The sequence below is a fragment of the Halarcobacter bivalviorum genome, assembly GCF_003346815.1.
Taxonomy (GTDB): Bacteria; Campylobacterota; Campylobacteria; order Campylobacterales; family Arcobacteraceae; genus Halarcobacter; species Halarcobacter bivalviorum.
In genome coordinates, this window is sequence record NZ_CP031217.1 from 814,005 (window position 1) to 837,715 (window position 23,711).

Below are 23,711 nucleotides of genomic sequence, written 5' to 3' on the forward strand. Positions count from 1 at the left end.
ATTTTACTCCGTTGCTAAAGCACCCTTGATAAGGTCTTCACCGATGTTATCAGCATCATAGAATTCAGGGTAAATTTTACTAACAGCATTTCTCCAAGCATCTTTTTGCTCTTCGTTTAAGTTAATAATTTCTAACTTACCAGTTTTATCAGCATACTCTTTAATTAATTCGAATTGCTCATTATTTAATTGAGCAGCAAATTCTCTTTCTTTATCTGTAGCATCTTTCATAGCTTGTTTAACATCTTCTTGTAAATCAGCTGGTAAAGAGTTCCAGAATTTTTGAGACATAACAACTAAGTAACCTAAATAACCGTGATCAGAAATAGTTAAATATTTTTGAACTTCATGGAATTTTTTAGTATAGATGTTAGAAATTGGGTTTTCAGCTGCATCAATAACACCTTGTTGTAATCCTGAATAAACTTCAGAGAAAGGCATCATTTGTGGATTTCCACCAACAGCATGGAATTGAGCTTCTAATACTTTAGAAGACATAATTCTAAATTTTTGACCTTCTGCATCTTCTGGTAAGATTAAAGGTTTTTTAGAAGAAGATAATTGTTTGAAACCATTATCCCAGAAAGCTAAAGCTACATAACCTTTTTCAGTTACCATATCTTTTAGTTTTTGACCAACTTCTCCATCTTGAACTCTGTGTAAGTGATCAACATCTTTGAATAAAAATGGTAAATCAAATAAAGCTAATTGAGGTACAATTTTACCAAACTTAGAAAATGACGGTGCAGCCATTTGAACAGAATCTAATTTTAATGCTTTTAATACTGCATTATCTTTATATAATTGAGAAGATGGGTAAACTTGAACATCAATTCTACCTTCAGAAAGTTCCTCAAGTCTTTTTTCGAAGTAGTCAGCTGCCTTTCCCTTTGGCGTATTTGGACTTACAACGTGTGAGAATTTAAGTACGAATTTTTCAGCTGCTGCTGGTTTTGCAGCTTCTGCAGTTTTAGTCTCCTCTTTGTTGTCCCCACAACCTGTGAATAATAACATTGATGCTACTGCAGCACTTGATACTATCCCTTTCATTGTTTTAGTCATTTTTTCTCTCCTTTTTTAGTCTATAAAAGGATTATAATCTAAAGTTATGTACCTATTATGTACATAGGAAAGAAATTTAAAAATTTAAGTTAAAATATAGGTTAGAGAGTGAAGACTATCGGAAAAACCGATAGTCTAGTAGAATTATTTAGTGTTTAAAGCACCCTTGATAAGGTCTTCACCGATGTTATCAGCATCATAGAATTCAGGGTAAATTTTACTAACAGCATTTCTCCAAGCATCTTTTTGCTCTTCGTTTAAGTTAATAATTTCTAACTTACCAGTTTTATCAGCATACTCTTTAATTAATTCGAATTGCTCATTATTTAATTGAGCAGCAAATTCTCTTTCTTTATCTGTAGCATCTTTCATAGCTTGTTTAACATCTTCTTGTAAATCAGCTGGTAAAGAGTTCCAGAATTTTTGAGACATAACAACTAAGTAACCTAAATAACCGTGATCAGAAATAGTTAAATATTTTTGAACTTCATGGAATTTTTTAGTATAGATGTTAGAAATTGGGTTTTCAGCTGCATCAATAACACCTTGTTGTAATCCTGAATAAACTTCAGAGAAAGGCATCATTTGTGGATTTCCACCAACAGCATGGAATTGAGCTTCTAATACTTTAGAAGACATAATTCTAAATTTTTGACCTTCTGCATCTTCTGGTAAGATTAAAGGTTTTTTAGAAGAAGATAATTGTTTGAAACCATTATCCCAGAAAGCTAAAGCTACATAACCTTTTTCAGTTACCATATCTTTTAGTTTTTGACCAACTTCTCCATCTTGAACTCTGTGTAAGTGATCAACATCTTTGAATAAAAATGGTAAATCAAATAAAGCTAATTGAGGTACAATTTTACCAAACTTAGAAAATGACGGTGCAGCCATTTGAACAGAATCTAATTTTAATGCTTTTAATACTGCATTATCTTTATATAATTGAGAAGATGGGTAAACTTGAACATCAATTCTACCTTCAGAAAGTTCCTCAAGTCTTTTTTCGAAGTAGTCAGCTGCCTTTCCCTTTGGCGTATTTGGACTTACAACGTGTGAGAATTTAAGTACGAATTTTTCAGCTGCTGCTGGTTTTGCAGCTTCTGCAGTTTTAGTCTCCTCTTTGTTGTCCCCACAACCTGTGAATAATAACATTGATGCTACTGCAGCACTTGATACTATCCCTTTCATTGTTTTAGTCATTTTTTCTCTCCTTAAATTGAATTAGAAAAAGTATAATCAAAAGATATGTAAAACTTATGTATAAAACTGAAAAAACTAAAAAACTTTATAAAAATAATTTTTTAGTAACTATTTGAAATGTAACAAGTGTTACCAAAATAAATAATTATATTAAATCTTGAAAAAGCACTACCAAAAGAACTACTCTTAAGGAGATATTTACCTTAACCATGCTTTAAACAAAAAAAAAGTATAATCCCCAACTTTATGAGGAATATAAAGATACAAATTTAAAAGGATAAAGATGGGATGTAATTTAGATTTACTTACTTCTTTTAAAGACAATTGTGGTTTTGGTTTAATGGCAGATTTAAAAAATAAGCCAAGCCATGAGAATTTAGAAGATGCTATTACTTCGCTTGAGCGAATGATGCACAGAGGTGCAGTGGCAGCAGATGGTAAAACTGGAGATGGTTCAGGTTTATTATTATCTATGCCAAATAAATTTATGAGAAAAATAGCTAATGAACAAGGTATTGATTTACCTGAAACATATGCAGTAGCTATGATTTTTACAAAAGATTTAGAAGATATCGAAACATTTAAAGAACATTGTGAAGAGAATGATTTAAAAGTTCTTTTAACAAGAGAAGTTCCAGTAGACACTGATGCATTAGGGCAGCAAGCATTAGAGAGTTTACCTCACATTATTCAAGTATTTGTTGGACCAAATGCGCTTATGACATCAAAAAGATTTGATGCCATGTTATATTTAACAAGAAAAGAATGTGAACACAAATTAGTAGATAAAAAAGATTTTTATATTCCAACATTTTCATCTAAAGTAATTGCGTACAAAGGGCTTGTAATGCCTACGCACATAAAAAAGTTTTATATTGATTTAAGAGATAATGATTTTCAAATTTCTTTCTCTTTATTTCACCAAAGATTTTCAACAAATACTTTACCTCAATGGAGATTAGCACAACCATTTAGAGCAATTGCTCATAATGGAGAGATTAACTCAGTTGAAGCAAATAGAGTAAATGTTCAAATTAAATCAGAAAATTTAAAATCAGAAGTATTTACTGATGAAGAACTAAAAAGAATTTTACCAATTTTACAAGTAGGTGGTTCAGATTCAGCATCATTAGATAATATGTTTGAATTTTTAGTTGTAAATGGTGTTGATTTTTTCAAAGCAGCAAGATCTTTAGTTCCTGCACCTTGGCAAAATGCACCACATATGGATTCAGATTTAAGAGCATTTTATGAATATACTTCTACAGTAATGGAAGCTTGGGATGGACCTGCAGCAGTTTCATTAACAGATGGAAGACATATTGGATGTTTAATAGATAGAAATGGATTAAGACCTTCAAAATACATTATTACAAAAAATCATAAAATTTATATTACATCAGAGTATGGAACAATTGATTTAGATGAAGATAATATTCTTGAAAGAGGAAGATTACAATCAGGGCAGATGATTGGACTTGACCTTAAACACGGGAAAGTATTAAAAGAAGAAGATATTAATAACTATTTAAAATCATCACAAAACTATGGTAAATGGTTAAATAATGACATGGAATACTTACAAGAGTATATTGATGAGTCTTTTATTGATACTGATGATTATGAGCTGGAAGAGTTAGAGAAAAAACAAAAATATTTTAATATTACTTATGAAGTATTAGATCAAATGATTGATCCAATGGCAAAAGATGGTAAAGAACCAGTCGGTTCTATGGGGGATGATACTCCTTTAGCATGTTTTTCTACTGTAAACAGAAACTTTACTGATTTCTTTAGACAAAAATTTGCACAGGTAACTAACCCACCAATTGACCCATATAGAGAAAAAATCGTTATGTCTTTAGAGACTGGATTTGGTCATATTCATAATATTCTTGATGAAAAACCAGAAGATGCAAAAAGATTAAAAGTAGCATCTCCTATTTTAATGAAAGAAAAATTTGAAGTATTAAACTCTTTTGGTAATCCTACATCTCCAAGATTTGATGAATACTATAGAAACAGAGTTTTTTCTACAACTTTTGAAAGTGATTTAAAAGCTTCTTTAAAAAAGTTAGCAAACAAAGTTATTGCAGCAGTTAAAGATGATAATGTTTCAGTTGTAATTCTTTCAGATAGAAAAATCAATGAAAAAGTAAAACTTATTCCAATGGCAATGGCAGTTGGATTTGTAAATGAGTCTTTACTTGATGCTGGAATTAGACATAAAGTTTCAATTGTAGCTGTATCTGGAGAAGTTTATGACCCTCATATGGCAGCTGTTATGATTGCATATGGTGCAACAGCAATTTATCCATACATGATGTATGCTTCAGTTGTTGAATTACATAAAACTAAAGTATCTTCAAAATATGAGATGCAAAGATTACTTAAAAATACTCAAAAAGCATTAAATGCTGGACTACTTAAAATTATGTCTAAAATGGGTATTTGTACAATTGCTTCATATAGAAACTCAAGATTATTTGATGTTCTTGGTCTAAGTGATGAAATTATCAATGACTGTTTTGAAGGTTCACATTCTGACTTAGCTGGTCTTACATATGAAGATATTGAAAAAAGAATTGAAAAATCACATTTCAATGCATTTTTTGATAATAAACATATTTTCCCATTAGATTTAGGTGGATTCTACAAATATATAAATGATGGTGAATATCATGATTATGGTCCAGCTACTACAAGAGCAATGCATAATAAACAAGCTAAAGATAAAGAAGATATTACTGATTTCAAAAAACTAAAAGAGTTAGTTGAAACTAGAGATAAAAAATTTATTAGAGACTTCTTTGAATTTAATTCAGATAAAGAAGCTATTGATGTATCTGAAGTTGAAACAAAAGAAGATATTTTCAAAAGATTTGCTACTGCTGCTATGTCTTGTGGTTCTATTTCACCAGAAGCTCACGAAGCTATGGCTATTGCTATGAATACAATTGGTGGTATGTCAAACTCAGGAGAGGGTGGAGAAGACCAAAAAAGATTTGGAACTATCAAAAACTCTAAAATTAAGCAAGTTGCATCGGGAAGATTTGGTGTTACACCAGCTTATTTAAGATCTGCAGAAGAGATTCAAATTAAAGTTGCGCAAGGTGCAAAACCAGGTGAAGGTGGACAATTACCAGGTCATAAAGTAACTCCACTTATTGCTTCACTTAGACATACTGTTGAGGGTGTTACACTTATTTCACCTCCACCACACCATGATATTTACTCTATTGAGGATTTAGCTCAATTAATTTTTGACTTAAAACAAATTAATCCAGAAGCTAAAATCACTGTTAAGTTAGTATCTACAATTGGTGTAGGAACTATTGCAGCAGGTGTTGCAAAAGCTTATGCAGATAGAATCGTTATCTCTGGTGCTGATGGTGGTACAGGAGCTGCTCCTTTAACATCTATCAAACATACTGGTAACCCTTGGGAATTAGGACTTTCTGAAGCACATAATGCTTTAAAAGCTAACCACTTAAGAGAATCAGTTCATGTACAAACAGATGGTGGATTAAAGACTGGTCTTGATGTAGTAAAAGCTGCAATGCTTGGTGCTGAGTCTTATGCCTTTGGTACTGCTGCATTAACACTTCTTGGATGTAAAATTTTAAGAATTTGTCATACAAATAAATGTTCTGTTGGTGTTGCAACACAAGATGAAGATTTAAGAGAACACTTCAATGGTACAGTTGAAAGATTAATCTCTTACTTTACATTTATTGCAGAAGATGTTAGAGAAATTCTTGCTTCTATTGGATATAAAACATTAGAAGAAGTAGTTGGAAGATCTGACTTATTAAAAGTTATTGATGATGAATTTGCTCAAAAATTTGATTTCCAAAATGTTCTTAGAAGAATTGAGGGTGTTGATACTTGTCAAAAAGATTCTAATCAACCATTTGATGATAACAAATTTGAGAAAGAGTTACTTAAAAAAGTACATAGAACTATTGAGCAACCAACAACACCAATTAAAGTTAAAGAGACTATTTGTAACTTAAATAGATCATTTGGTACTTTAATTTCTGGGGAAATTGCTAAATATTATGGTGACGAAGGTCTACCTGATGGTTCAATCAATATCTTCTTAAAAGGTATTGCAGGACAATCTTTTGGAGCACTTTTATCAAAAGGAATGAACCTTTATTTAGATGGTGCAGCAAATGACTATGTTGGTAAGGGAATGAATGGTGGTAAAATCATTGTAAATACTCCTCATCAAGGTCCAGAATTTGCAGGTGCTGGAAATACTTGTCTTTATGGTGCAACTGGTGGTAAACTTTATGTTAGAGCTGCTGTTGGTGAAAGATTTGGTGTTAGAAATTCAGGTTGTACAGCAGTAGTTGAAGGAACTGGAGATAATGCTTGTGAATATATGACAGGTGGTATTGTAGTTATCTTAGGAAATACTGGTGTTAACTTTGGTGCTGGTATGACTGGTGGATTATCATTTATTTATGATCCTGAAAAACTATTTGTAGATAAAATGAATCAAGAATTAATTGAAGCAGTTAGAATTGATACAGATGATACAGAAAGAGAAAGACTGTTCTTAAAAAGATTATTAATGGATTATTTAAATGAGACTGAGTCTTTAAGAGCTGAAGAGATTTTAGAAAACTTTAGAGCAGAAATTAGAAACTTCTGGATGGTTAAACCTAAAAATATGACAGTGTTACCTCTAAACCCTGAGGAGGGAGATTAAGATGTTAAATTTTACTAAATTTGAAAGAATTAGCCCTGAGAAGAGGGATGTATTACAAAGATTAAAAGATTATGATGAAGTTTATCAAGTATTTGAAAAACATAGAGCAAGAGAGCAAGCAGATAGATGTATGCAGTGTGGGGATCCATACTGTCATACAGGATGCCCATTAGGAAACTATATTCCTGCATGGTTAAAGCAAACATCTGAAAAAAATATGCAACTTGCATTTGCTTTATCAAATGAAACATCTCCTTTCCCAGAAATCTTAGGAAGAATCTGTCCTCAAGATGTACTTTGTGAAGGTGCTTGTTCTTTAAATACAGGACATGGAGCTATTTCAATTGGTGCTATTGAAACACACTTAAATGAAAGAGCTTTTGAAAATGGAATGAAGCCAACTTTTACAGATAATATTCTTGATAAAAGAGTTGCAATCATTGGTTCTGGACCATCAGGAATTTCAGCAGCTACTTTTCTTTTAAGAAAAGGTTTTCAAGTAGAGATGTTTGAAAGAGAAGATAGAGCAGGTGGACTTTTAACTTATGGTATCCCAGGTTTTAAACTTGATAAATCTACAGTTGAAAGAAGAATTAACTGGTTAGTTGATGCAGGAATGAAACTTCACTTAAATTGCGAGGTTGGTAAAGATAAGAGTGCAAAAGAGCTTGAAGAAGAGTTTGATGCAATCTACTTAGCAGTTGGAGCAAAAGAGGGAAGATATGCAGGTGTAGAAGGTGAAAATGCTTCAAATGTACACTTAGCTATGGAGTTCTTAACTGGAATTCAAAAAAGAAACTTTGGAAACAAAAATGTAGAATATATTGATGTGGAAGATAAAAATGTAGTTGTAATTGGTGGTGGAGATACTGCTATGGACTGTGTTAGAACATCAGTAAGAGAAAAAGCTAAATCTGTAAAATGTTTATACAGAAGAGATGAAGCAAATATGCCAGGAAGTAAAAAAGAAGTTGTAAATGCAAAAGAAGAGGGTGTTGAATATCAATTTAATGTAAGCCCTAAATCTATTGTTGTTGAAAATGGAATTGCTACTGGTGTTGAGTTATTAACTACTTCTATGAGTGATCCTGATGAATCAGGAAGACAAAGAGTTGTAATTGATGAAGGAAGTGAATATGTTGAAGAAGCAGATGTTATTATTATGGCATTAGGTTTCTCTCCTGAAGTTCCTGCATTTTTTAAAGACTTAAATGTTGAAACAAATTCATGGGGAGCAGTTGAAACAAACAACTATGTAACTTCAAACAAAAAAGTTTATGCTGGTGGAGATTGCCAAAGAGGTGCTCATTTAGCTGTAACTGCTGCTCTTGATGGTAGAGAAGCAGCAAAAGAGATAGTTAAAGCTCTATCTTAATCCTATGTTTGATTATAACTCGTTTACAAAAGCAGTTATTCAAGCAAATAAAGAGTTATATGGGTATATAAATACTCATATGACTCAAGCTGACTTACAAGAGTCTTCTCAAATTGGTTTTGGGGGAGACAAAACTTTACAAATTGATATTATTGCTGAAAATATTTTTATAAAATACCTCTCATCTTTTGGGGATATTTTTTCTGAAGAGATAGGTCGAGTATCAAATAATTCAAATATTAAAATTATAATTGACCCTTTAGATGGAAGTCATAACTTCTCTTCAGGTTTAGAGTATTATGGAACTTCTGTAGCTGTCAAAAAAAATGATAAATATATTGCAGGATATGTTTGTAATTTATCTACTGCCGTATTAATTTTTAGAGAAGATGAAGAGGTAAATAAGATAAATATTTTAAGTGAACAATATCTTGGTTTTTATGAAATTGAAAATCCAAATATAGCTATTTTTGAAAGAGCTTATGATTATCCATCTCTTACAGAAAAACTAAAAGAAAATTCAATCAAATTTCGAAGCCCAGGGGCGGCTGCTTTATCTTTAGCAAATGCAAGAAACTATAAGTTTGTACTTTTTGCTGGGAAGTTAAGAGAGTTTGATATTGCTGCTTCATTATATATAAATCAAGAACTATATATTTATCAAAATGATGAATTCTTAATAATAACTAAAAACTATACTGATTTTATACTAATTAAAGAAATAATTAAACTTTTTTAGGTTATAACTCCAACACTATATTTTACTTGGGGAAATGGTTTATGTCATTAATTATTACTGATGATTGCATCGCGTGTGATGCATGTAGAGAAGAATGTCCAAACTACGCTATTGAAGAGGGAGATCCAATATATATTATTGATCCAGACAGATGTACAGAGTGTGTAGGTCATTTTGAAGAACCAGCATGCATTGAAGTATGTCCTGTTGATTGTATTATCGTTGATCCTGACAATCAAGAGACAATGGAAGAGTTAAAGTTTAAATACGAGCAGTTACAAGAAGAAGAAGCGTAATGGCTAAAGTAACAACTATTATAGACATTGGGTCAAACTCAATGCGTATGGTTGTTTTGGAAAAGAGTAGTAGATTTTCTTTTAACTTAATAAATGAGACGAAGAGTCGCGTTAAAATTTCTGAGGGTTGCTATGAAAATGGTGGCAATCTTCAAGAAGCTCCAATGCAAAGAGCTTTTAATTCTTTGCAATCTTTCCTAAACATTTCTAAAGCATTAAAATCAAGAAAAATTATTTGTGTTGCTACTTCTGCATTAAGAGACGCTCCTAATGCTAAGGTTTTCATTAATAAAGTTAAAAATGAATTAGGTTTAAATATAAGAGTTATTGATGGACCTAAAGAGGCTTATTATGGTGGAATTGCTGCATTAAATTTAATACATGGTGAAGAGTTTGTTACTATAGATATTGGTGGAGGTTCAACTGAATTTGCTTTTATAAAAGATGGGCAAATAGTTGATTGTATCTCTTTAGATGTTGGAACAGTAAGATTAAATGAGCTATATTTTTCTAAAAATGATTATACTGGTGCAAGAAATTTTATTCTAGAAAAACTTGAAGAAGTGAAAAATTGTGGACATGATATTCCTCAAACAGTTGTTGGAATAGGTGGAAGTATAAGGTCACTTAGTAAAATCATTATGAATAAAAATGAGTATCCTTTAGATATTTTACATGGTTTTTCATATAGTGTAGATTTAAACTCTTATGTTTTTGACAAAATTATTAATGCAAAAAATAATAATACTTTAAAGCATATTGGAATAAAAAAAGATAGATATGACACAATAAAAGAGGGTGCTTTTATTTTCAAAACTATTCTTGATGAGTTAAATACAAAAACTGTAATTACTTCAGGAGTTGGAGTAAGAGAAGGTGTATATTTAGCTGATATTTTAAGAAATAGTAATTGTAAATTCCCACAAAATTTTAATGTAAGTGTTAGAAGTTTACTTGATAGATTTGAAATTTGTCCTAGGCAAAGTGCTTACTTAGGAAATAATGCAAAACAAATTTTTGATGTATTAAAACCAATTCATAATTTAGATGACAAATATAAAACTCTTTTAGTTATTGCTTCTAAACTTCATTCTATTGGTACAACTTTAAACTTTTATAAATCAAATGACAATACAGCTGATTTTATTTTAAATGGTTTAAATTATGATTTTCAACACTCTTCAAGAGTAACTGTTGCACATATTATAAAGTTTTCTAAAAAAAGATTACCTAAAGAAACTGAGTTAGAGAAGTATTCAACTCTTTTACCAAATCTTGAAACTATGCATTGGCTATCTTTTATGATTAGTTTAAATCTAACAATAAATCAAGATATGTCTAACCCTAAAGTGACTTACAAGCTAAAGAATAGTAAATTAAGAGTAGCTTTTGAGAAATCTATTTATGTAGTAGAGAGTGATATTAAAAAGCTTGAAACACCAGAAGGTATTAAAGTTAAAGTAGTTTTATGAAAATAGCAATTGTTAAACTTTCTGCCATGGGTGATATTATTCATGCCATGGTAACTTTGCAATTTATTAAAAAAATAAATCCTTCTATAAAAATAGATTGGTTTGTCGAAGAAGCTTTTGCAGAAGTATTAAGAGATAATCCACATATAAATAATATTTATCCTGTAAACCTAAAATCAATTAAAAAAAATAAGATGAAGTTTTTTTCTCAATTTTCATTGATTAAAAAATATTCAAAAAATAAGTATGATTTAGTTATAGATGCCCAAGGTCTTATAAAGTCTGCAATTGTTGCTAAATTACTTGGTAAAAAAAGAGTAGGCTTTAGTAAAACATCTACAAGGGAGAGTTTGGCTTCCTCTTTATATTCTCATAAAATTGAATCAGATTACTCAAAAAATGTTATAGAAAGAAATTTAGATGTTATCTTAAAACCTTTAGAAATAAAAGTTTCAAAAGAACAATTATTAAAAAAAGAGCCTTTTTTATTTTTTAATGAAAGATTTGATTTTAGTGAGTATCTAAAGAATAACAAAAAAAATATTTTATTAATCGTTGGTGCTAGTTGGCCTTCAAAAATATATTCTAAAGAGAAATTCGCTAAAATATGCAATAGTTTAGATGAAAACTTTTTAATTGCATGGGGAAATGAAGAGGAAAAGAGTATGGCTGAATATATCTCTTCTAACTCAAAAGCAGTTGTTTTACCAAAATTGACATTAAATGATTTAAAAGCATTAGTTGCAAAAGTTGATTTAGTGGTTGGAAATGATACTGGGCCAACTCATATGGCGTGGGCACTAAATATTCCATCAATAACTATTTTTGGTTGTACACCTGGATATAGAAATACTTATCAAACAGATTTAAATAAGATTATTGAATCAAAATCAAAAGTTAACCCAGAAAAACTCAATAGAGAAGATTTTTCAATACAAAACATAGATGAAGAAAAAATTACTAGCATGATTAAGGAAATATTATTTGAAGGCAAGTGTTAAAGAATATTTAATATTTTATATTTACAACTTTTTTAAATTTATTTTTACTATCTTACCAAAAGGCTTTGTAAAACAATTTTTAGTTTTATGTGCCAAACTAGCTTACAAATTTAATAAAGAACATAAACATATTGCAAAGGTAAATTTAGATTTAGCCTTTGAAGATAAATTAAGTGATGAGGCAAAAGATAAAATAATATACGAATCTTATAAGTCTTTATTATTTAATATGTATGAGTTTATAGAAAACCAATCTATCTCAAAAGAGAAACTACTTTCAAAAGCAAAAATAGAGAATGAAGAAGTAATATTAAATGCAATAAAAGAGAATAGAAAAATTATATTTATAACTGCACATTATGGTGGTTGGGAAATTGCTATTCCTTATACAGCTTTAAAATATGGAACTTTAGCAGTTGTTAATAGAAAGATGGATAATCCTTTAATAAATGATATGTACATAAAAGCAAGAGATAGAAATAATATCGTAATGCTTGAAAAAAAAGTTGCAGCTAAAGGAATGCTAAAAGCTTTCAAACAAAATCACAATGTAGCAGTAGCCATTGACCAACATATGAAAAATGGAATGGAAATAGAGTTTTTTAATAAAAAAGTAATGGCTACAGATTCAACTGCAAGATTAGCTTTAAAATTTGATGCAGTAATTATTCCAATGTTTGCTGTTATGAATGATTTTAGAGATTATACAATTAAAGTTTATGAAGCAATTGACCCTTTAAAAATTGAATATAAAAGTGAAGATAAAGTTAAAGAGTTAACTCAATTACAAGCTAATATAATAGAAGAACAGATAAAGAAAACTCCGGAATTATGGTTTTGGCAACATAAGAGATGGAAAAAATTTTATAAAAATCTATATAAAAGAAGTTAAATGAATAACAAACCTAAATATCACCTTTTTAAAAATACAAAATATGCACTTGATGGATTTATACATGCTTTTAAAACAGAGAGCTCTTTTAAACTTGAGCTTTTCTGTGCAATCTTTATTATCATAGGAATTTTATTAATTGATGTCTCTTTAATCTATAAGCTTATTCTTTTTGTAACTGGTATTTTAGTTTTAATCGTTGAATTAATAAACTCTGCAATTGAGAATGTAGTTGATCTTGTAACAAAAGAACATGCTCCTTTAGCTAAAACAGCAAAAGATATTGGTTCTACAGCTGTAATGTTTACAATAGGCTTACATACTATTACATGGATAGTAGTTTTAATATGGGCCTAGATAAAAAATTAGAAGAAGAGATTTTTTCTTTATCTAAGGATAATAAAGAAGAGATTTTTTCTTTTGAATATGCTACTAAAAAGTATTGGTTAAAAAGAGCAAGAGCTACAAAATCAAACTTTATTCATAAACTATTTTACAAGTTAACAGACATTGATATTCTTCTTCCCGTTGAAAATAAAAGTGAAAAACAGAGTTTACTTTATGAAACTACAAAGATAGAGAGACTAAAAGAAAAAGGAGTTTGCACTCCTAATATAATCTTTAAAAATGAAGAGTTTTTTGTATTAGAAGATTCTGGTAAAATGGTAAATTCATATATTAGAAAAAGAGATATTACAAAAGAAAAAATGTATTACTATATGGAATTGATGTTAAAAGAGTTAGCTTTAATTCATAATAATAAAGAGTTTCATGGTGGAGCACAAGCTAGAAATTTTATCTATAAAGAAGATAAAGTTACAGTAATAGATTTTGAAGATAGTTTTGATAAAAGTATCTCTTTAGAAACTTTACAATTTAGAGATTTAATTCTTTTTTTACTCTCTTTAACAAAAACAAGGGCAAATTTTGAGCTTGATTATAACTTTATTATAAATCAATATATACAACTTGTACCTCAAAATAAAGATTTTAGAAAAAGACTTAAAAAACTGGCAAGTAAACTCTCTTTTCTTATTACTCTTAGTCAAGTTAAATTTATAAAAAATATTATGGGAAGAGATGGGGAAGGTTTCTTTAAACTACTTTTAATTCTTAAAAATCTAGAAGGCTAAGTAATGAATCAAACAATAATGTCAAATGTTTTAAATATTTTTAAAAAACTTATTTTTGCACATATTCTATTTTTAGGAATTATGTCACTTTATAGGGCAGTGTTTTTCTTTTATTATTCACCTTTGGATAGTTTTCAAGGTTTCTATTTAGATATTCTAAAAGCTTTTTTTCTTGGATTTAGAGTTGACTTAACAGTAATTGGTTATATTCAAACTTTACCAACGATTATTTTAATAGTTTTATATTATATAAAAAAAGAGTCTTTATTAAACTATTTCTCTAAATTTCTAGTCTATTATCTGTTTTTTTGTTATGTTGCAGTAAGTCTTTTATTGTGTGCAGATTTTGGCTTTTACTCTTATTTTAAAGAGCATATAAATATTTTATTTTTTGGTCTTTTAGATGATGATACAAAAGCTTTAATGGTTACTTTTTGGCAAAACTATAATGTAGTATTGATTTTAGCTATTTTCTTTGCATATCTAGCATTTTTATTTTTTAGTATTAAAAAAATATTCTCTATTTCAAATAAAAACTATAACTCATTTTTTACTCTTAAAATATCTGCTTTAATTTTTCTAATTCTTTTTGTCCTAAACTTTTTAGCAGTTAGGGGAACTTTAGGAATGTATCCTTTGGGTAAAATGATTCCAAATGTTTCAAGTGATGAATTTATAAACAAAGTTTCTCATAATGGTTTTAGAGCTTTTACAAATGCTTTAAGTGCAAGAAAAAAATATCTAGCAAGAAAATATGATTTACTTAAAGCAACAGGGTATAAAGGAAATATAGAAAAAGCTTTTGAAGTATATACGGGAACAGAAAATATTAATAGAGAGGATTTACTTAAAAATATAACTTTTAAAACAAAAAAAGTTGATGATAAAGAGTACAATGTTGTAGTAATTATGGTAGAGAGCTTTGGAATGCCAATATTAAAATATCAAAGTGATGATTTTAATATCTTAGGTGAATTAAAAAAACATTTTGATGAGGACATCTTACTTACAAATATGATTTCAGCTGGCGATGGGACAATTTCAAGTTTACAAGCTCTATTATTAAATATTCCGCATAGACCTACATCTTTTGCTTTTTCTCAATCGATATATAAACAAACAAGTTTTTCTTATGGTCCAGCTTTTTTATTTAAAGAGAATAATTATGAAACAAGTTTTATTTATGGTGGAGATTTAACTTGGAGAAGTTTAAGAGAGTTTGTAAAACATCAAGGTTATGATAATCTAGAAGGTAAAATTAACATTTTTAAACATTTAGAAAATATTGATAAACCTAAAGCAGACTATTTTCATCCTTGGGGAATTTTTGATGAATATCTTTATTCACATATTTTAAAAAAACTTGAAAATAGTGATAAAAAACAGTTTATAGTAGCTCTTAGTACAAATAATCATCCTCCATATAATGTTCCAAAAGAGTATAAGTCAAAAAGTCTTGAATTTAATGATGCAATAAAAAATCATATTACAGGAGATTTTGAGTTAGCTCAACAGAGATTTAAGTCTTATGCTTATGCAGTAGACCAAGTTGGAATTTTCCTTGATAAGTTTAAAAGGAGTAAATTTAAAGATAATACAATAGTTGTTGTAACAGCTGATAATAATACAATTGATGGAATTATGAAGTATGATGATAATCAACTACTAAATTCTAAAAATATACCTCTTTATTTCTATTTACCAGAAAGTTTAAAAAATAAAATAGATGTAGATACTAAGGTAACAGGTTCCCATAAAGATATCTTTCCAACAATTTATAATTTAACTTTAAAAGAACAAGAATATCTATCAATTGGGAAAAACTTATTTGATTCTTCTTTAGAACATTATGGTTTTAATGGTTCAATGATAGTAACAAACAAAGATAAAATTGAAAAATTAAATAGTATCGAAGAACAAACAAATAGTAAACTTTTAAATTATTATAAAGCAAATTTAGCTATAACTCAGCACTTAATTAATTATTACTATAAAAAAGGAAAAGAATGACAAACATTTTAAGAGCACCTTCTCAAACTACTAAAGATAAAATTACCCTTTGGCTTAATCATCTTTTAGTTTTATATGCTTTTTTAATTCCTATACATAATGGAGCAAAGAGCTCTTTGTTTTTTACTATGTTGGCACTTTTTCTATATCGAAGAGATTTTGGTTTTTATTTAAAAGAGGCTTTTTCAAATAGAATAGTTCAAGCTTTTTTAATATTTTATGCTTTACATGCAATAGGAATGTTATATACAGATAATATTGATTATGGTAAAGACCAAATGGATAGATTAAAGTATCTACTTTTTCCTTTAGTTTTCTTATCTTTTTTAGATATTAGGTTTGTTCCTAGGATAGTACTTGCATTTTTATTTGGAATGCTTATTTCTATTATTTTTTCATATTTAGTTCATCTTCAAATTTTACCTTATGTATTTTCAATTGGTAAATATGAAGTTTGGGAAACTTTTGCCTATAGTCCTGCACCATTTTTAGCTCATGGAGAACATGGAGTTGGTATTTCTTTTTTTGTAGGTTTTTTACTTTATTATATTTTAAATTTTAAAAATGAAGAAAAATTTAAAAAAGTTATTGCTTTAGTAGGATTAGTTTTTGCTTTAATAAATATGTCGTTTATTGCAAGTAGAACAGGATATATGACTTTAGTTGTAGTGATTTTTATTACAATAGTAATCACTTATAGAGAGAATATAAAACTTCTATTATCTTCAGTTTTTTTAGTTTTTATTGTTTGTTTATCTATTTATAACTTTTCTGAAACAGTAAATCAAAGAGTAAATGTAGCAATTACTAATTTTGAAAAGGGTATTGAAAATAAAGAGTATTATGAAAATGGTTCAACAGCACAAAGAATAGGTTTAACAATATACTCAATTGAAGTAATAAAAGAAAACTTTTTATTTGGTGCTGGAACAGGTGATCATATGGATTTGCTTAGAGCAAAAATTCCAGATGAAGAAAAGAGATTAAGAGAAATTGCAAAACCTCACAATGTATATGTTCAAATTCCAATGCAAATAGGAATTATTGGTTTAGCTTCTTTTTTCTTTTTAATATATTCTTTATTAAGTTATAAAAATACATCAAGAGAAAAAAAAGATATAATTGTTATTTTGGTAGCTTCTACTTTAGTCTTTATGGTAGGAGGAATGTTTTACGGAACTTTTGAATTACCATTAATAGTAGTTTTAATTTCAGCGATGATTGCTAATAAAGAGCAAACTATTACTTTTAATAATTTTGATAAAAAACTATTCTTTAAATATAGTGCTTTTGTTATTTTATTTTTAATTATAGGTATAACAAGATAGGAAAAAAATGAAAATAGTATATATCTCAAGATCAATTATCCCTTCAAGAACAGCAAATAGTATTCATGTAATGAAGATGTGTAATGCTTTTGCTTCTTTAGGACATGAAGTTACACTTTTAGCTCCTTGGACAAAAAAGCTTGAAGAGAAAAATATAGAGGATTTATTTGAATATTATGGAGTTGAAAAAAACTTTGAGTTAAAAAAGCTTTTTTCTCCTAATATTAAATATCTTAAAAAAAGAATTTATTCATATAGATGTTTAAAAGAGGTTCAAAAAATCAATCCTGATATTGTTTATGGAAGAGATGATATGTTTGCTTTTTATCTGACTCAAAAAAGTAAATATTTTACTCTTTTTGAAAAACATGAACCTTATGATGGAAAAGGTTTTAATGACTTTTTCTTTGATAAGTTTATTAAAAATAATCAAAACAAAGCAAAGCTTGTTGTAAACTCTAATGAACTTAGAAAGATGTACAATAAAAGCTGTAGTATTGCTTTAGATTCAATTTTAGCAGCAAGTAATGGTACAAATATTATTCCTGATGACAAAATACCTTCAAGTATAACTTTAGATGAAAAAAGAGTTCAAATTGGATATGTAGGAAGTCTTTTTAAAGGAAGAGGAATTGATATTATTATTGAGCTAGCAAAAAAGATTCCAGATGCAACATTTCATATTATTGGTGGAAAAGATAAAGATATTGAATTTTGGAAATCAAAAGAGAATTTAGAGAATCTTATTTTCCATGGTTTTGTAGAACCTAAAGAGACTTATAAATATAGAAATATGTGTGATATTCTTTTAGCTCCTTATCAAAGTGATAATGAGGGAAATAGGTCAAGTAAATATATGTCTCCTATTAAACTTTTTGAATATATGTCTTCAAAAAAAGCGATTATTTGCTCAAATTTTAAAGTTGTGTATGAAGCTTTAAATGATGAGTGTGCTTTATTAGTTGATAGTTCAGATATAAATGCTTGGGAAAATGCAGTTAATGAATTAATTGAAGATAAAATAAAAAGAGAAAAACTAGCAAATAATGCCTATGAAAAGTTTTTAAATTATCATACTTGGAGTGCAAGAGCACAAAAGATTTTAGATTATATTCAAAGTTCTAAATGATTGATTTAAATAGTATTGAACCAATTGGAAAAGGAACAAATCGAAGTTGTTTTGTTCATCCAATGGATTCAAATAAATGTATAAAAATAACTCATTCAAATGATTATTCAGAGACTATAAAAGAGATTAAATATTATAAATTCTTACAAAAAAGAGAAATCTCTTGGGATTTTTTAGCAAAATATTATGGTAGTGTAGCTACTTCTTTAGGAAAAGGTGAAGTCTTTGATTTAGTTAGAGATTATGATGGAAATGTTTCTAAAACCTTATCTTTTTATTTACAAAAAGATGAAAAAACAAAAACTTTAATAACTCCAATAAAACTTCTTGAAGATTTAAAACAATATACCCTAAAAGAGAATATTGTAGTAAAAGATTTAAACACAAAAAATATGCTTTATCAAAAAATAAATGAAAATGAAGCTAGACTTATTTTGATTGATGGGGTAGTAAATAATGACTTTTTACCTTTTTCAAAATATATCCCTTTATTCACTCAAAAAAAGATAAAAAGATTATGGAAAAGATTTGAAGAGTCTTTGCCTCATAAATACTCTTTTAATAAATATTTTCTTAGCTTACTAAAATAGAATCTAATATGAATTTTTATTCATAATTCTTTCATCTTTAGTTCATCTTTTCTTTATAAGATATTCCAAATTTATTTTGGGAGATCTTGTGTGAGTACTTTTTTCAATACCTTAAAATACTTCTTTTTCTTTTTCTATTTTTCTGCTATTTATAATTTATTATGTATCATCTTTGATGTAACAGGTTCTATTGGTTTAAGAGAGAGTGTTTATGCTACTTTTTTATGGCTAATTCCTATTTTACTTTTTCAAAAGCATGCAAAGAAAATAGCTGCTTATATAGGTATCTTTTTATGGTTAGGTTCTTTATTTAGTTTAAACTATTTCTTTTTATATGGGCAAGAGTTTTCTCAAAGTGTTATTTTTATTATTTTTGAATCAAATCTTGTGGAAAGCACTGAGTTTTTAAAGACTTATTTTCAGTGGTGGATTATTCCTTTTATTGCTGCTTATAGTTTCTTATCATACTACTTTTGGAAGAAGTTACCTGAGATTAAAACTTCTTCAAAAGTTATCTATCTTTTTATAGTTTTTTCTCTTTTAGTACCTTTTCATAAATTTTTAGAACTATATTATGTTGAAAAAAAACCTTATGAGATAGCTGTTTATAAACAGATGACAAGAATGCAAGCTTCTACACCTTGGAATATTGTTTTAGGTTATGTAAACTATAAAAATGATTTAAATCAGATGGAGAAGTTATTAGAAAGAAATAGTACTTTAAAACCCGTTGAGAATTTAAAAGATACTTATAAAGATGAGGCTTCAACTCTTATTTTAGTATTAGGGGAATCAACAAATAGAAATAGAATGGGAATTTATGGCTATAATAGAGATACAACACCAAATTTAGATAAGTTAAAAGATGATTTAATTTTATTTGATAATGTATACTCTCCAAGACCATATACTATTGAAGTATTACAACAAGCTCTAAGTTTTGCTGATGAAAAAAATCCAAATCTATATTTAAATAAACCAAATCTTATAAATATTATGAAACAAGCAGGTTATTCAACATATTGGATAACTAACCAGCAAACACAAACAAAAAGAAATACTATGCTTACAACTTTTTCTAAAATGTGTGATAATCAAATCTATTTAAATAATAATCAAAAACAAAATAGTTACTCTTATGATGAAGTTGTTTTAGAGCCTTTTAAAAATGTATTAGCAGATACTAAAGTTAAAAAGAAATTTATTGTTGTTCATCTTTTAGGAACACACAATAAGTATGAGTATAGATATCCAAAAGATTTTGCAGTATTTGATAATTACAGAATAGATGATAATAGATTAAGTGATAGAGAAAAGAAATATTATAATGATTATGATAATGCAGTTTTTTATAATGATTATGTAGTCTCAAAAATTATTGAAGATGCAAAAAATAGTAAAGATTCTACTGCCTTACTGTATCTATCTGATCATGGGGAAGAGGTATTTGATAATAAAAATGTAAAAAAATTAGGTAGAAATGAAGATGCTCCAACTCTTTCAATGTATTCAATACCTTTTATAATCTATCAAAATAGTGTGTTTAAAGAGAAAATTAAAGATTTTAAGAGTTTAAAGAAATATACAAATAGAGAGTATTCATCTTCAGATTTAATCTATACTTTTACAGATTTAGCCGGACTAAATTTTAAAGAGTTTGATTCTTCAAAAAGTGTTATAAATGAAGAGTTTTTAGAAAAACCTGTTTTAATAGGTAACCCTTCAAATAAAAATAAATTAAGAGATATAAAAGATATTAGAAACCTATAAACTATTTTAAAAGTTCTAAATACTCCTTTTGCTCTCTTTGTAATGCAAAAACCTCTAAAGCTTTTGGATGGTTTTGCCTTGCTTTGATTTTTTCTTCTTTTAAATTTTTAGCTACATTTAATACAATACTTTCAAGTTCTTCAACACTATTATTTGAAGTTAAATGAATATGAAAACCTAAATCTTTAAACTCAGGAGAAGAAGTATCATTATAAATAATTGGAATAAGCCCAAATCCAAGTGATTCAATAATAGCATTACTCATACCTTCTCCTAAACTTGGGAAGATAAAAACATCACTTTCTTGAAGATATTTTTTTACTTCACTTGTATATCCTACAAACTTTATTTTTGATTTATATTCAAGAGTTTCAAGATAGTTATTCATCTTTTCAAAATAGTTTTTATCTTGGATATCTCCTAAGAATTTCAAGTTGAAATCAAAACCATTTTTAAATAAAATATCACAAGCTTTTATAGCTTCAAATTGACCTTTTCCTGGATGAACCCTTCCCACATGAACTAAGTCAATTTTATTATTAAACTCTTTAAATGATATGTTTTTTTCAAGTCTTAAAGAAGAGTAGATTCTTTTTACTTGTGCATTTTTAGCAATTGGTAAAATATCAATTATATTTTGCTTCATATACTCGCAGTTTCCAACAAAATAGTTAACTTTACTATAAAATAATTTATGAAAAATATCTTTTTTTGAAGTGGTTTTTTTAGAACCTTGTCTAATAATAAAATTTATATCTAAGCCAAGTGTTGCAAAATAAAGAGATTTCATCTCAGAAGCGCCTAAGAAGATAACATTTTTAATTTGGCTATTAATTAATATTTCTCTAACACTTTTTATTAATTTAAAACTAAAATTACTAGAAAATGTTACTTCATGCACTTTTATATTAAAGCCTTTAAAGTGTTCTTCTTTATTTAGAATATAACTATTATCTCTTGCTATAAATTCAACTTCAACTTCACTACTTAATAATCTTGCTAATTTAACAGAGGCTAATTCCATTCCTCCATTTACTCTTGATAGACATATAACTGCAGTTTTTTGTTTCATTAATTACCTTTAAAAAGGCGATTATATCCTATTTAAATTAAACTTGTTATATAATATATACTATTTTAAGATAAGGTCGCAAGATTTGAAAATCACTGCAAATATAATTACATTAAATGAAGAAAAAAATATAGAGGCTGTAATAAAATCAGTACAAGAAGTTTGTGATGAGGTTTTAGTAGTTGACTCATTAAGTACTGATAGAACTTGTGAAATTGCGCAAAGCTTAGGTGCAAAAGTTATAAAACAAGAGTATTTAGGAGATGGCCCTCAAAAAGCTTTTGGTGAGCCACTTGCAAAATATGATTGGGTACTAAGTATTGATGCTGATGAAAGATTAGATTTAAATGCAATTGAAGAGATTAAAAAACTTGATTTAGATAATACACAATATGATGGATTCTCTTTTGCTAGAAAGACTTATGTAGGAGACAACTTTATTAAACTTTGGTATCCAGATAGAGTAACAAGACTTTATAATAGAACTAAGTGTGGATATTCAAAATTAAAAGGTCATGCAAAGGTTGAAGCTAAAAATATTTGTGATTTAAAAGCTGATATGCTTCATTACTCTTATGAAGATTATGCGCAGATGATAAGAACAACTGAAAAGTTTATAAAAAGAGGGGCACAAATCTCATATGATGCAGGAAAAAGAGCAAACTCTTTAGACCCTTTTATTCATGGAGTTGGCGCTTTATTTAAAGCTTTAGTTTTAAAAGGTGGAGCTTTTCATGGGATTCATGGTTGGAATGTTGCTGTAATTTCAGCCTTTAGTTCATATATGAAATATGCTTTAATGCTTGAGATGCAAAAGAATGACAAATAAAAAGATTTTAGAAGTTTGTTTATCTCCTGATTTAGGAGGCTTAGAACTTTATATGAGTAGATGTACAAATGAATTATCAAAGAGTTTTGATGTTTTGTGCGTAGTCGCTTCAAAATCAAAACTTAAAGATTTCATTCAAGATGTTCAAAAGTTTGAAATAAATAGAAAAAGTAGTTTCTCTATAAGTGCATCTTTAAAATTAGCAAAAATCATTGATAAACAAAATATTGATATTGTTCATCTTCATTGGACAAAAGATCTTCCAATTGTTGTGCTTGCTAAAATCTTTTCAAAAAGAAAACCAAAGATTGTACAAACAAGACATATGACAATGACAAGATTTAAAAGTGATTTTTATCATAAGTTTTTATATAAAAATATTGATACAATTATTTGTGTTACAAAAGCTTTAGAAGAGCAAATAAAAAAGTTTATTCCTCAAAATATTAGACCTAAAACTTTAACTTTATATCTTGGAGCAAATGAAAGCGAAGCTTTAAGTGCTGAACAAAAAGATGAGTTTAAAAAAGAGTTAAAAGTAGAAGACTCTTTTATGTTAGGACTTATTGGAAGAATCAATGAGTTTAAAGGACAACATCTACTTATAGAAGCTATGAAGCTTTTAAAGCAGAAAGATTTAAATATAAAAGCTTATATTGTGGGTCATGCTATGAGTGAAGAGTATTTACAACAGTTAAAACAAAGAGTTATAGATTTTAATTTAGAAGAGCAAGTTATCTTTGTAGGTTTTACAAAAGAGCCTGCAAAATTTATGCAAGCTTGTGATGTGGTTTTAATGACTTCAAGAAATGAAACTTTTGGTTTAGTTACTATTGAAGCTATGAGAAATGGTAGTTGTGTTATTGGTTCAAACTCTGGTGGGGTTTTAGAGATAATAGATGATGAAAAAACTGGCTTACTATTTGAAAGTGGAAACTATGAAGATTTAGCTTTAAAAATAGAAAAATTATATAAAGATGAAACTTTAAGAAAAGAGCTTGCAAAAGCAGGGCAAAAAAAAGCAGAAGAGCTTTTTGATAATAAAAAACAGTTTGATAAACTAAGTAAATTTTTTAGCCAACTTTAGGAG

At 28.1% G+C, this 23,711-nt stretch carries 19 protein-coding genes; 16 read left to right on the forward strand and 3 right to left on the reverse strand.

The window, feature by feature from the left end; translation table 11 throughout:
* Positions 1–3: 3 nt before the first annotated feature.
* Together ABIV_RS04130 and ABIV_RS04135 are read right to left on the reverse strand one after the other, a co-directional pair.
* Positions 4–1,062, reverse strand: coding sequence for a TRAP transporter substrate-binding protein (locus tag ABIV_RS04130; RefSeq protein ID WP_205526950.1), 1,059 nt, complete (start codon positions 1,060–1,062; stop codon positions 4–6).
* A 144-nt stretch (positions 1,063–1,206) separates the two neighbouring features.
* A complete protein-coding gene (locus ABIV_RS04135) occupies positions 1,207–2,265 on the reverse strand; it encodes a TRAP transporter substrate-binding protein (protein WP_205526951.1) in 1,059 nt (352 codons plus the stop codon).
* Between the two features lie 283 nt (positions 2,266–2,548).
* On the opposite strand from ABIV_RS04135, the gene gltB reads away from it, so the two are divergent.
* The 14 genes from gltB to cptA all read left to right on the forward strand — a co-directional run bounded on the left by gltB (position 2,549) and on the right by cptA (position 20,720).
* Positions 2,549–6,985, forward strand: coding sequence for a glutamate synthase large subunit (gltB, locus tag ABIV_RS04140; RefSeq protein ID WP_114838697.1), 4,437 nt, complete (start codon positions 2,549–2,551; stop codon positions 6,983–6,985).
* 1 nt (position 6,986) lies between these two features.
* Positions 6,987–8,360 carry a glutamate synthase subunit beta gene (locus ABIV_RS04145; protein WP_114838698.1) on the forward strand — a complete coding sequence of 458 codons (1,374 nt, stop codon included), beginning with the start codon at positions 6,987–6,989 and terminating at the stop codon, positions 8,358–8,360.
* A 4-nt stretch (positions 8,361–8,364) separates the two neighbouring features.
* Positions 8,365–9,099, forward strand: a complete 735-nt coding sequence (locus ABIV_RS04150; protein ID WP_114838699.1) for an inositol monophosphatase family protein — start codon at positions 8,365–8,367, stop codon at positions 9,097–9,099.
* A gap of 41 nt (positions 9,100–9,140) precedes the next feature.
* Entirely contained in the window at positions 9,141–9,395 is a 255-nt protein-coding gene (locus ABIV_RS04155) for a YfhL family 4Fe-4S dicluster ferredoxin (protein WP_114838700.1), read from the forward strand.
* Positions 9,395–10,867: a Ppx/GppA phosphatase family protein gene (locus ABIV_RS04160; protein ID WP_114838701.1), complete on the forward strand. Its 1,473-nt coding sequence runs from the start codon at positions 9,395–9,397 to the stop codon at positions 10,865–10,867. Before ABIV_RS04155 ends, ABIV_RS04160 begins: the two co-directional genes overlap by 1 nt.
* The gene (waaC, locus tag ABIV_RS04165; RefSeq protein ID WP_114838702.1) at positions 10,864–11,868 is read left to right on the forward strand and encodes a lipopolysaccharide heptosyltransferase I; all 1,005 of its coding nucleotides are present in this window, start codon (positions 10,864–10,866) and stop codon (positions 11,866–11,868) included. The genes ABIV_RS04160 and waaC overlap by 4 nt, the downstream gene beginning before the upstream one ends.
* Positions 11,852–12,760: a lipid A biosynthesis lauroyl acyltransferase gene (locus ABIV_RS04170; protein WP_114838703.1), complete on the forward strand. Its 909-nt coding sequence runs from the start codon at positions 11,852–11,854 to the stop codon at positions 12,758–12,760. Before waaC ends, ABIV_RS04170 begins: the two co-directional genes overlap by 17 nt.
* Positions 12,761–13,117: a diacylglycerol kinase gene (locus ABIV_RS04175; protein ID WP_114838704.1), complete on the forward strand. Its 357-nt coding sequence runs from the start codon at positions 12,761–12,763 to the stop codon at positions 13,115–13,117. It begins immediately after the preceding gene.
* On the forward strand, positions 13,108–13,893 hold the full coding sequence (locus ABIV_RS04180) for a BUD32 family EKC/KEOPS complex subunit (RefSeq protein ID WP_114840445.1): 786 nt from the start codon (positions 13,108–13,110) through the stop codon (positions 13,891–13,893). Before ABIV_RS04175 ends, ABIV_RS04180 begins: the two co-directional genes overlap by 10 nt.
* 3 nt (positions 13,894–13,896) lie before the next feature.
* Positions 13,897–15,903, forward strand: coding sequence for an LTA synthase family protein (locus ABIV_RS04185; protein WP_114838705.1), 2,007 nt, complete (start codon positions 13,897–13,899; stop codon positions 15,901–15,903).
* Positions 15,900–17,231 carry an O-antigen ligase family protein gene (locus ABIV_RS04190; protein WP_114838706.1) on the forward strand — a complete coding sequence of 444 codons (1,332 nt, stop codon included), beginning with the start codon at positions 15,900–15,902 and terminating at the stop codon, positions 17,229–17,231. Before ABIV_RS04185 ends, ABIV_RS04190 begins: the two co-directional genes overlap by 4 nt.
* A gap of 7 nt (positions 17,232–17,238) precedes the next feature.
* Positions 17,239–18,360, forward strand: a complete 1,122-nt coding sequence (locus ABIV_RS04195; protein WP_114838707.1) for a glycosyltransferase family 4 protein — start codon at positions 17,239–17,241, stop codon at positions 18,358–18,360.
* The gene (locus ABIV_RS04200; protein WP_114838708.1) at positions 18,357–18,950 is read left to right on the forward strand and encodes a YrbL family protein; all 594 of its coding nucleotides are present in this window, start codon (positions 18,357–18,359) and stop codon (positions 18,948–18,950) included. Before ABIV_RS04195 ends, ABIV_RS04200 begins: the two co-directional genes overlap by 4 nt.
* Positions 18,951–19,040: 90 nt before the next feature.
* Positions 19,041–20,720, forward strand: a complete 1,680-nt coding sequence (gene cptA, locus ABIV_RS04205; protein ID WP_205526952.1) for a phosphoethanolamine transferase CptA — start codon at positions 19,041–19,043, stop codon at positions 20,718–20,720.
* Position 20,721: 1 nt separating this feature from the next.
* Here cptA and ABIV_RS04210 read toward each other — a convergent pair whose 3' ends face one another.
* Complete coding sequence (locus ABIV_RS04210) at positions 20,722–21,792, reverse strand: glycosyltransferase (RefSeq protein ID WP_114838710.1); 1,071 nt, start codon at positions 21,790–21,792, stop codon at positions 20,722–20,724.
* Between the two features lie 85 nt (positions 21,793–21,877).
* On the opposite strand from ABIV_RS04210, the gene ABIV_RS04215 reads away from it, so the two are divergent.
* Together ABIV_RS04215 and ABIV_RS04220 are read left to right on the forward strand one after the other, a co-directional pair.
* Positions 21,878–22,621 (forward strand): glycosyltransferase family 2 protein, encoded by a 744-nt coding sequence (locus ABIV_RS04215; protein ID WP_114838711.1) that lies wholly within the window; start codon positions 21,878–21,880, stop codon positions 22,619–22,621.
* Positions 22,611–23,708 carry a glycosyltransferase family 4 protein gene (locus ABIV_RS04220; protein ID WP_114838712.1) on the forward strand — a complete coding sequence of 366 codons (1,098 nt, stop codon included), beginning with the start codon at positions 22,611–22,613 and terminating at the stop codon, positions 23,706–23,708. Before ABIV_RS04215 ends, ABIV_RS04220 begins: the two co-directional genes overlap by 11 nt.
* Positions 23,709–23,711: the final 3 nt, after the last annotated feature.

What these genes read in the sequence shown, in the direction of transcription:
- ABIV_RS04130 (WP_205526950.1), bottom strand. Translation starts at nt 1,062, where the DNA reads ATGACTAAAACAATGAAAGGGATAGTATCAAGTGCTGCAGTAGCATCA.
- ABIV_RS04135 (WP_205526951.1), bottom strand. Translation starts at nt 2,265, where the DNA reads ATGACTAAAACAATGAAAGGGATAGTATCAAGTGCTGCAGTAGCATCA.
- gltB (WP_114838697.1), top strand. Translation starts at nt 2,549, where the DNA reads ATGGGATGTAATTTAGATTTACTTACTTCTTTTAAAGACAATTGTGGT.
- ABIV_RS04145 (WP_114838698.1), top strand. Translation starts at nt 6,987, where the DNA reads ATGTTAAATTTTACTAAATTTGAAAGAATTAGCCCTGAGAAGAGGGAT.
- ABIV_RS04150 (WP_114838699.1), top strand. Translation starts at nt 8,365, where the DNA reads ATGTTTGATTATAACTCGTTTACAAAAGCAGTTATTCAAGCAAATAAA.
- ABIV_RS04155 (WP_114838700.1), top strand. Translation starts at nt 9,141, where the DNA reads ATGTCATTAATTATTACTGATGATTGCATCGCGTGTGATGCATGTAGA.
- ABIV_RS04160 (WP_114838701.1), top strand. Translation starts at nt 9,395, where the DNA reads ATGGCTAAAGTAACAACTATTATAGACATTGGGTCAAACTCAATGCGT.
- waaC (WP_114838702.1), top strand. Translation starts at nt 10,864, where the DNA reads ATGAAAATAGCAATTGTTAAACTTTCTGCCATGGGTGATATTATTCAT.
- ABIV_RS04175 (WP_114838704.1), top strand. Translation starts at nt 12,761, where the DNA reads ATGAATAACAAACCTAAATATCACCTTTTTAAAAATACAAAATATGCA.
- ABIV_RS04180 (WP_114840445.1), top strand. Translation starts at nt 13,108, where the DNA reads ATGGGCCTAGATAAAAAATTAGAAGAAGAGATTTTTTCTTTATCTAAG.
- ABIV_RS04185 (WP_114838705.1), top strand. Translation starts at nt 13,897, where the DNA reads ATGAATCAAACAATAATGTCAAATGTTTTAAATATTTTTAAAAAACTT.
- ABIV_RS04190 (WP_114838706.1), top strand. Translation starts at nt 15,900, where the DNA reads ATGACAAACATTTTAAGAGCACCTTCTCAAACTACTAAAGATAAAATT.
- ABIV_RS04195 (WP_114838707.1), top strand. Translation starts at nt 17,239, where the DNA reads ATGAAAATAGTATATATCTCAAGATCAATTATCCCTTCAAGAACAGCA.
- ABIV_RS04200 (WP_114838708.1), top strand. Translation starts at nt 18,357, where the DNA reads ATGATTGATTTAAATAGTATTGAACCAATTGGAAAAGGAACAAATCGA.
- ABIV_RS04210 (WP_114838710.1), bottom strand. Translation starts at nt 21,792, where the DNA reads ATGAAACAAAAAACTGCAGTTATATGTCTATCAAGAGTAAATGGAGGA.
- ABIV_RS04220 (WP_114838712.1), top strand. Translation starts at nt 22,611, where the DNA reads ATGACAAATAAAAAGATTTTAGAAGTTTGTTTATCTCCTGATTTAGGA.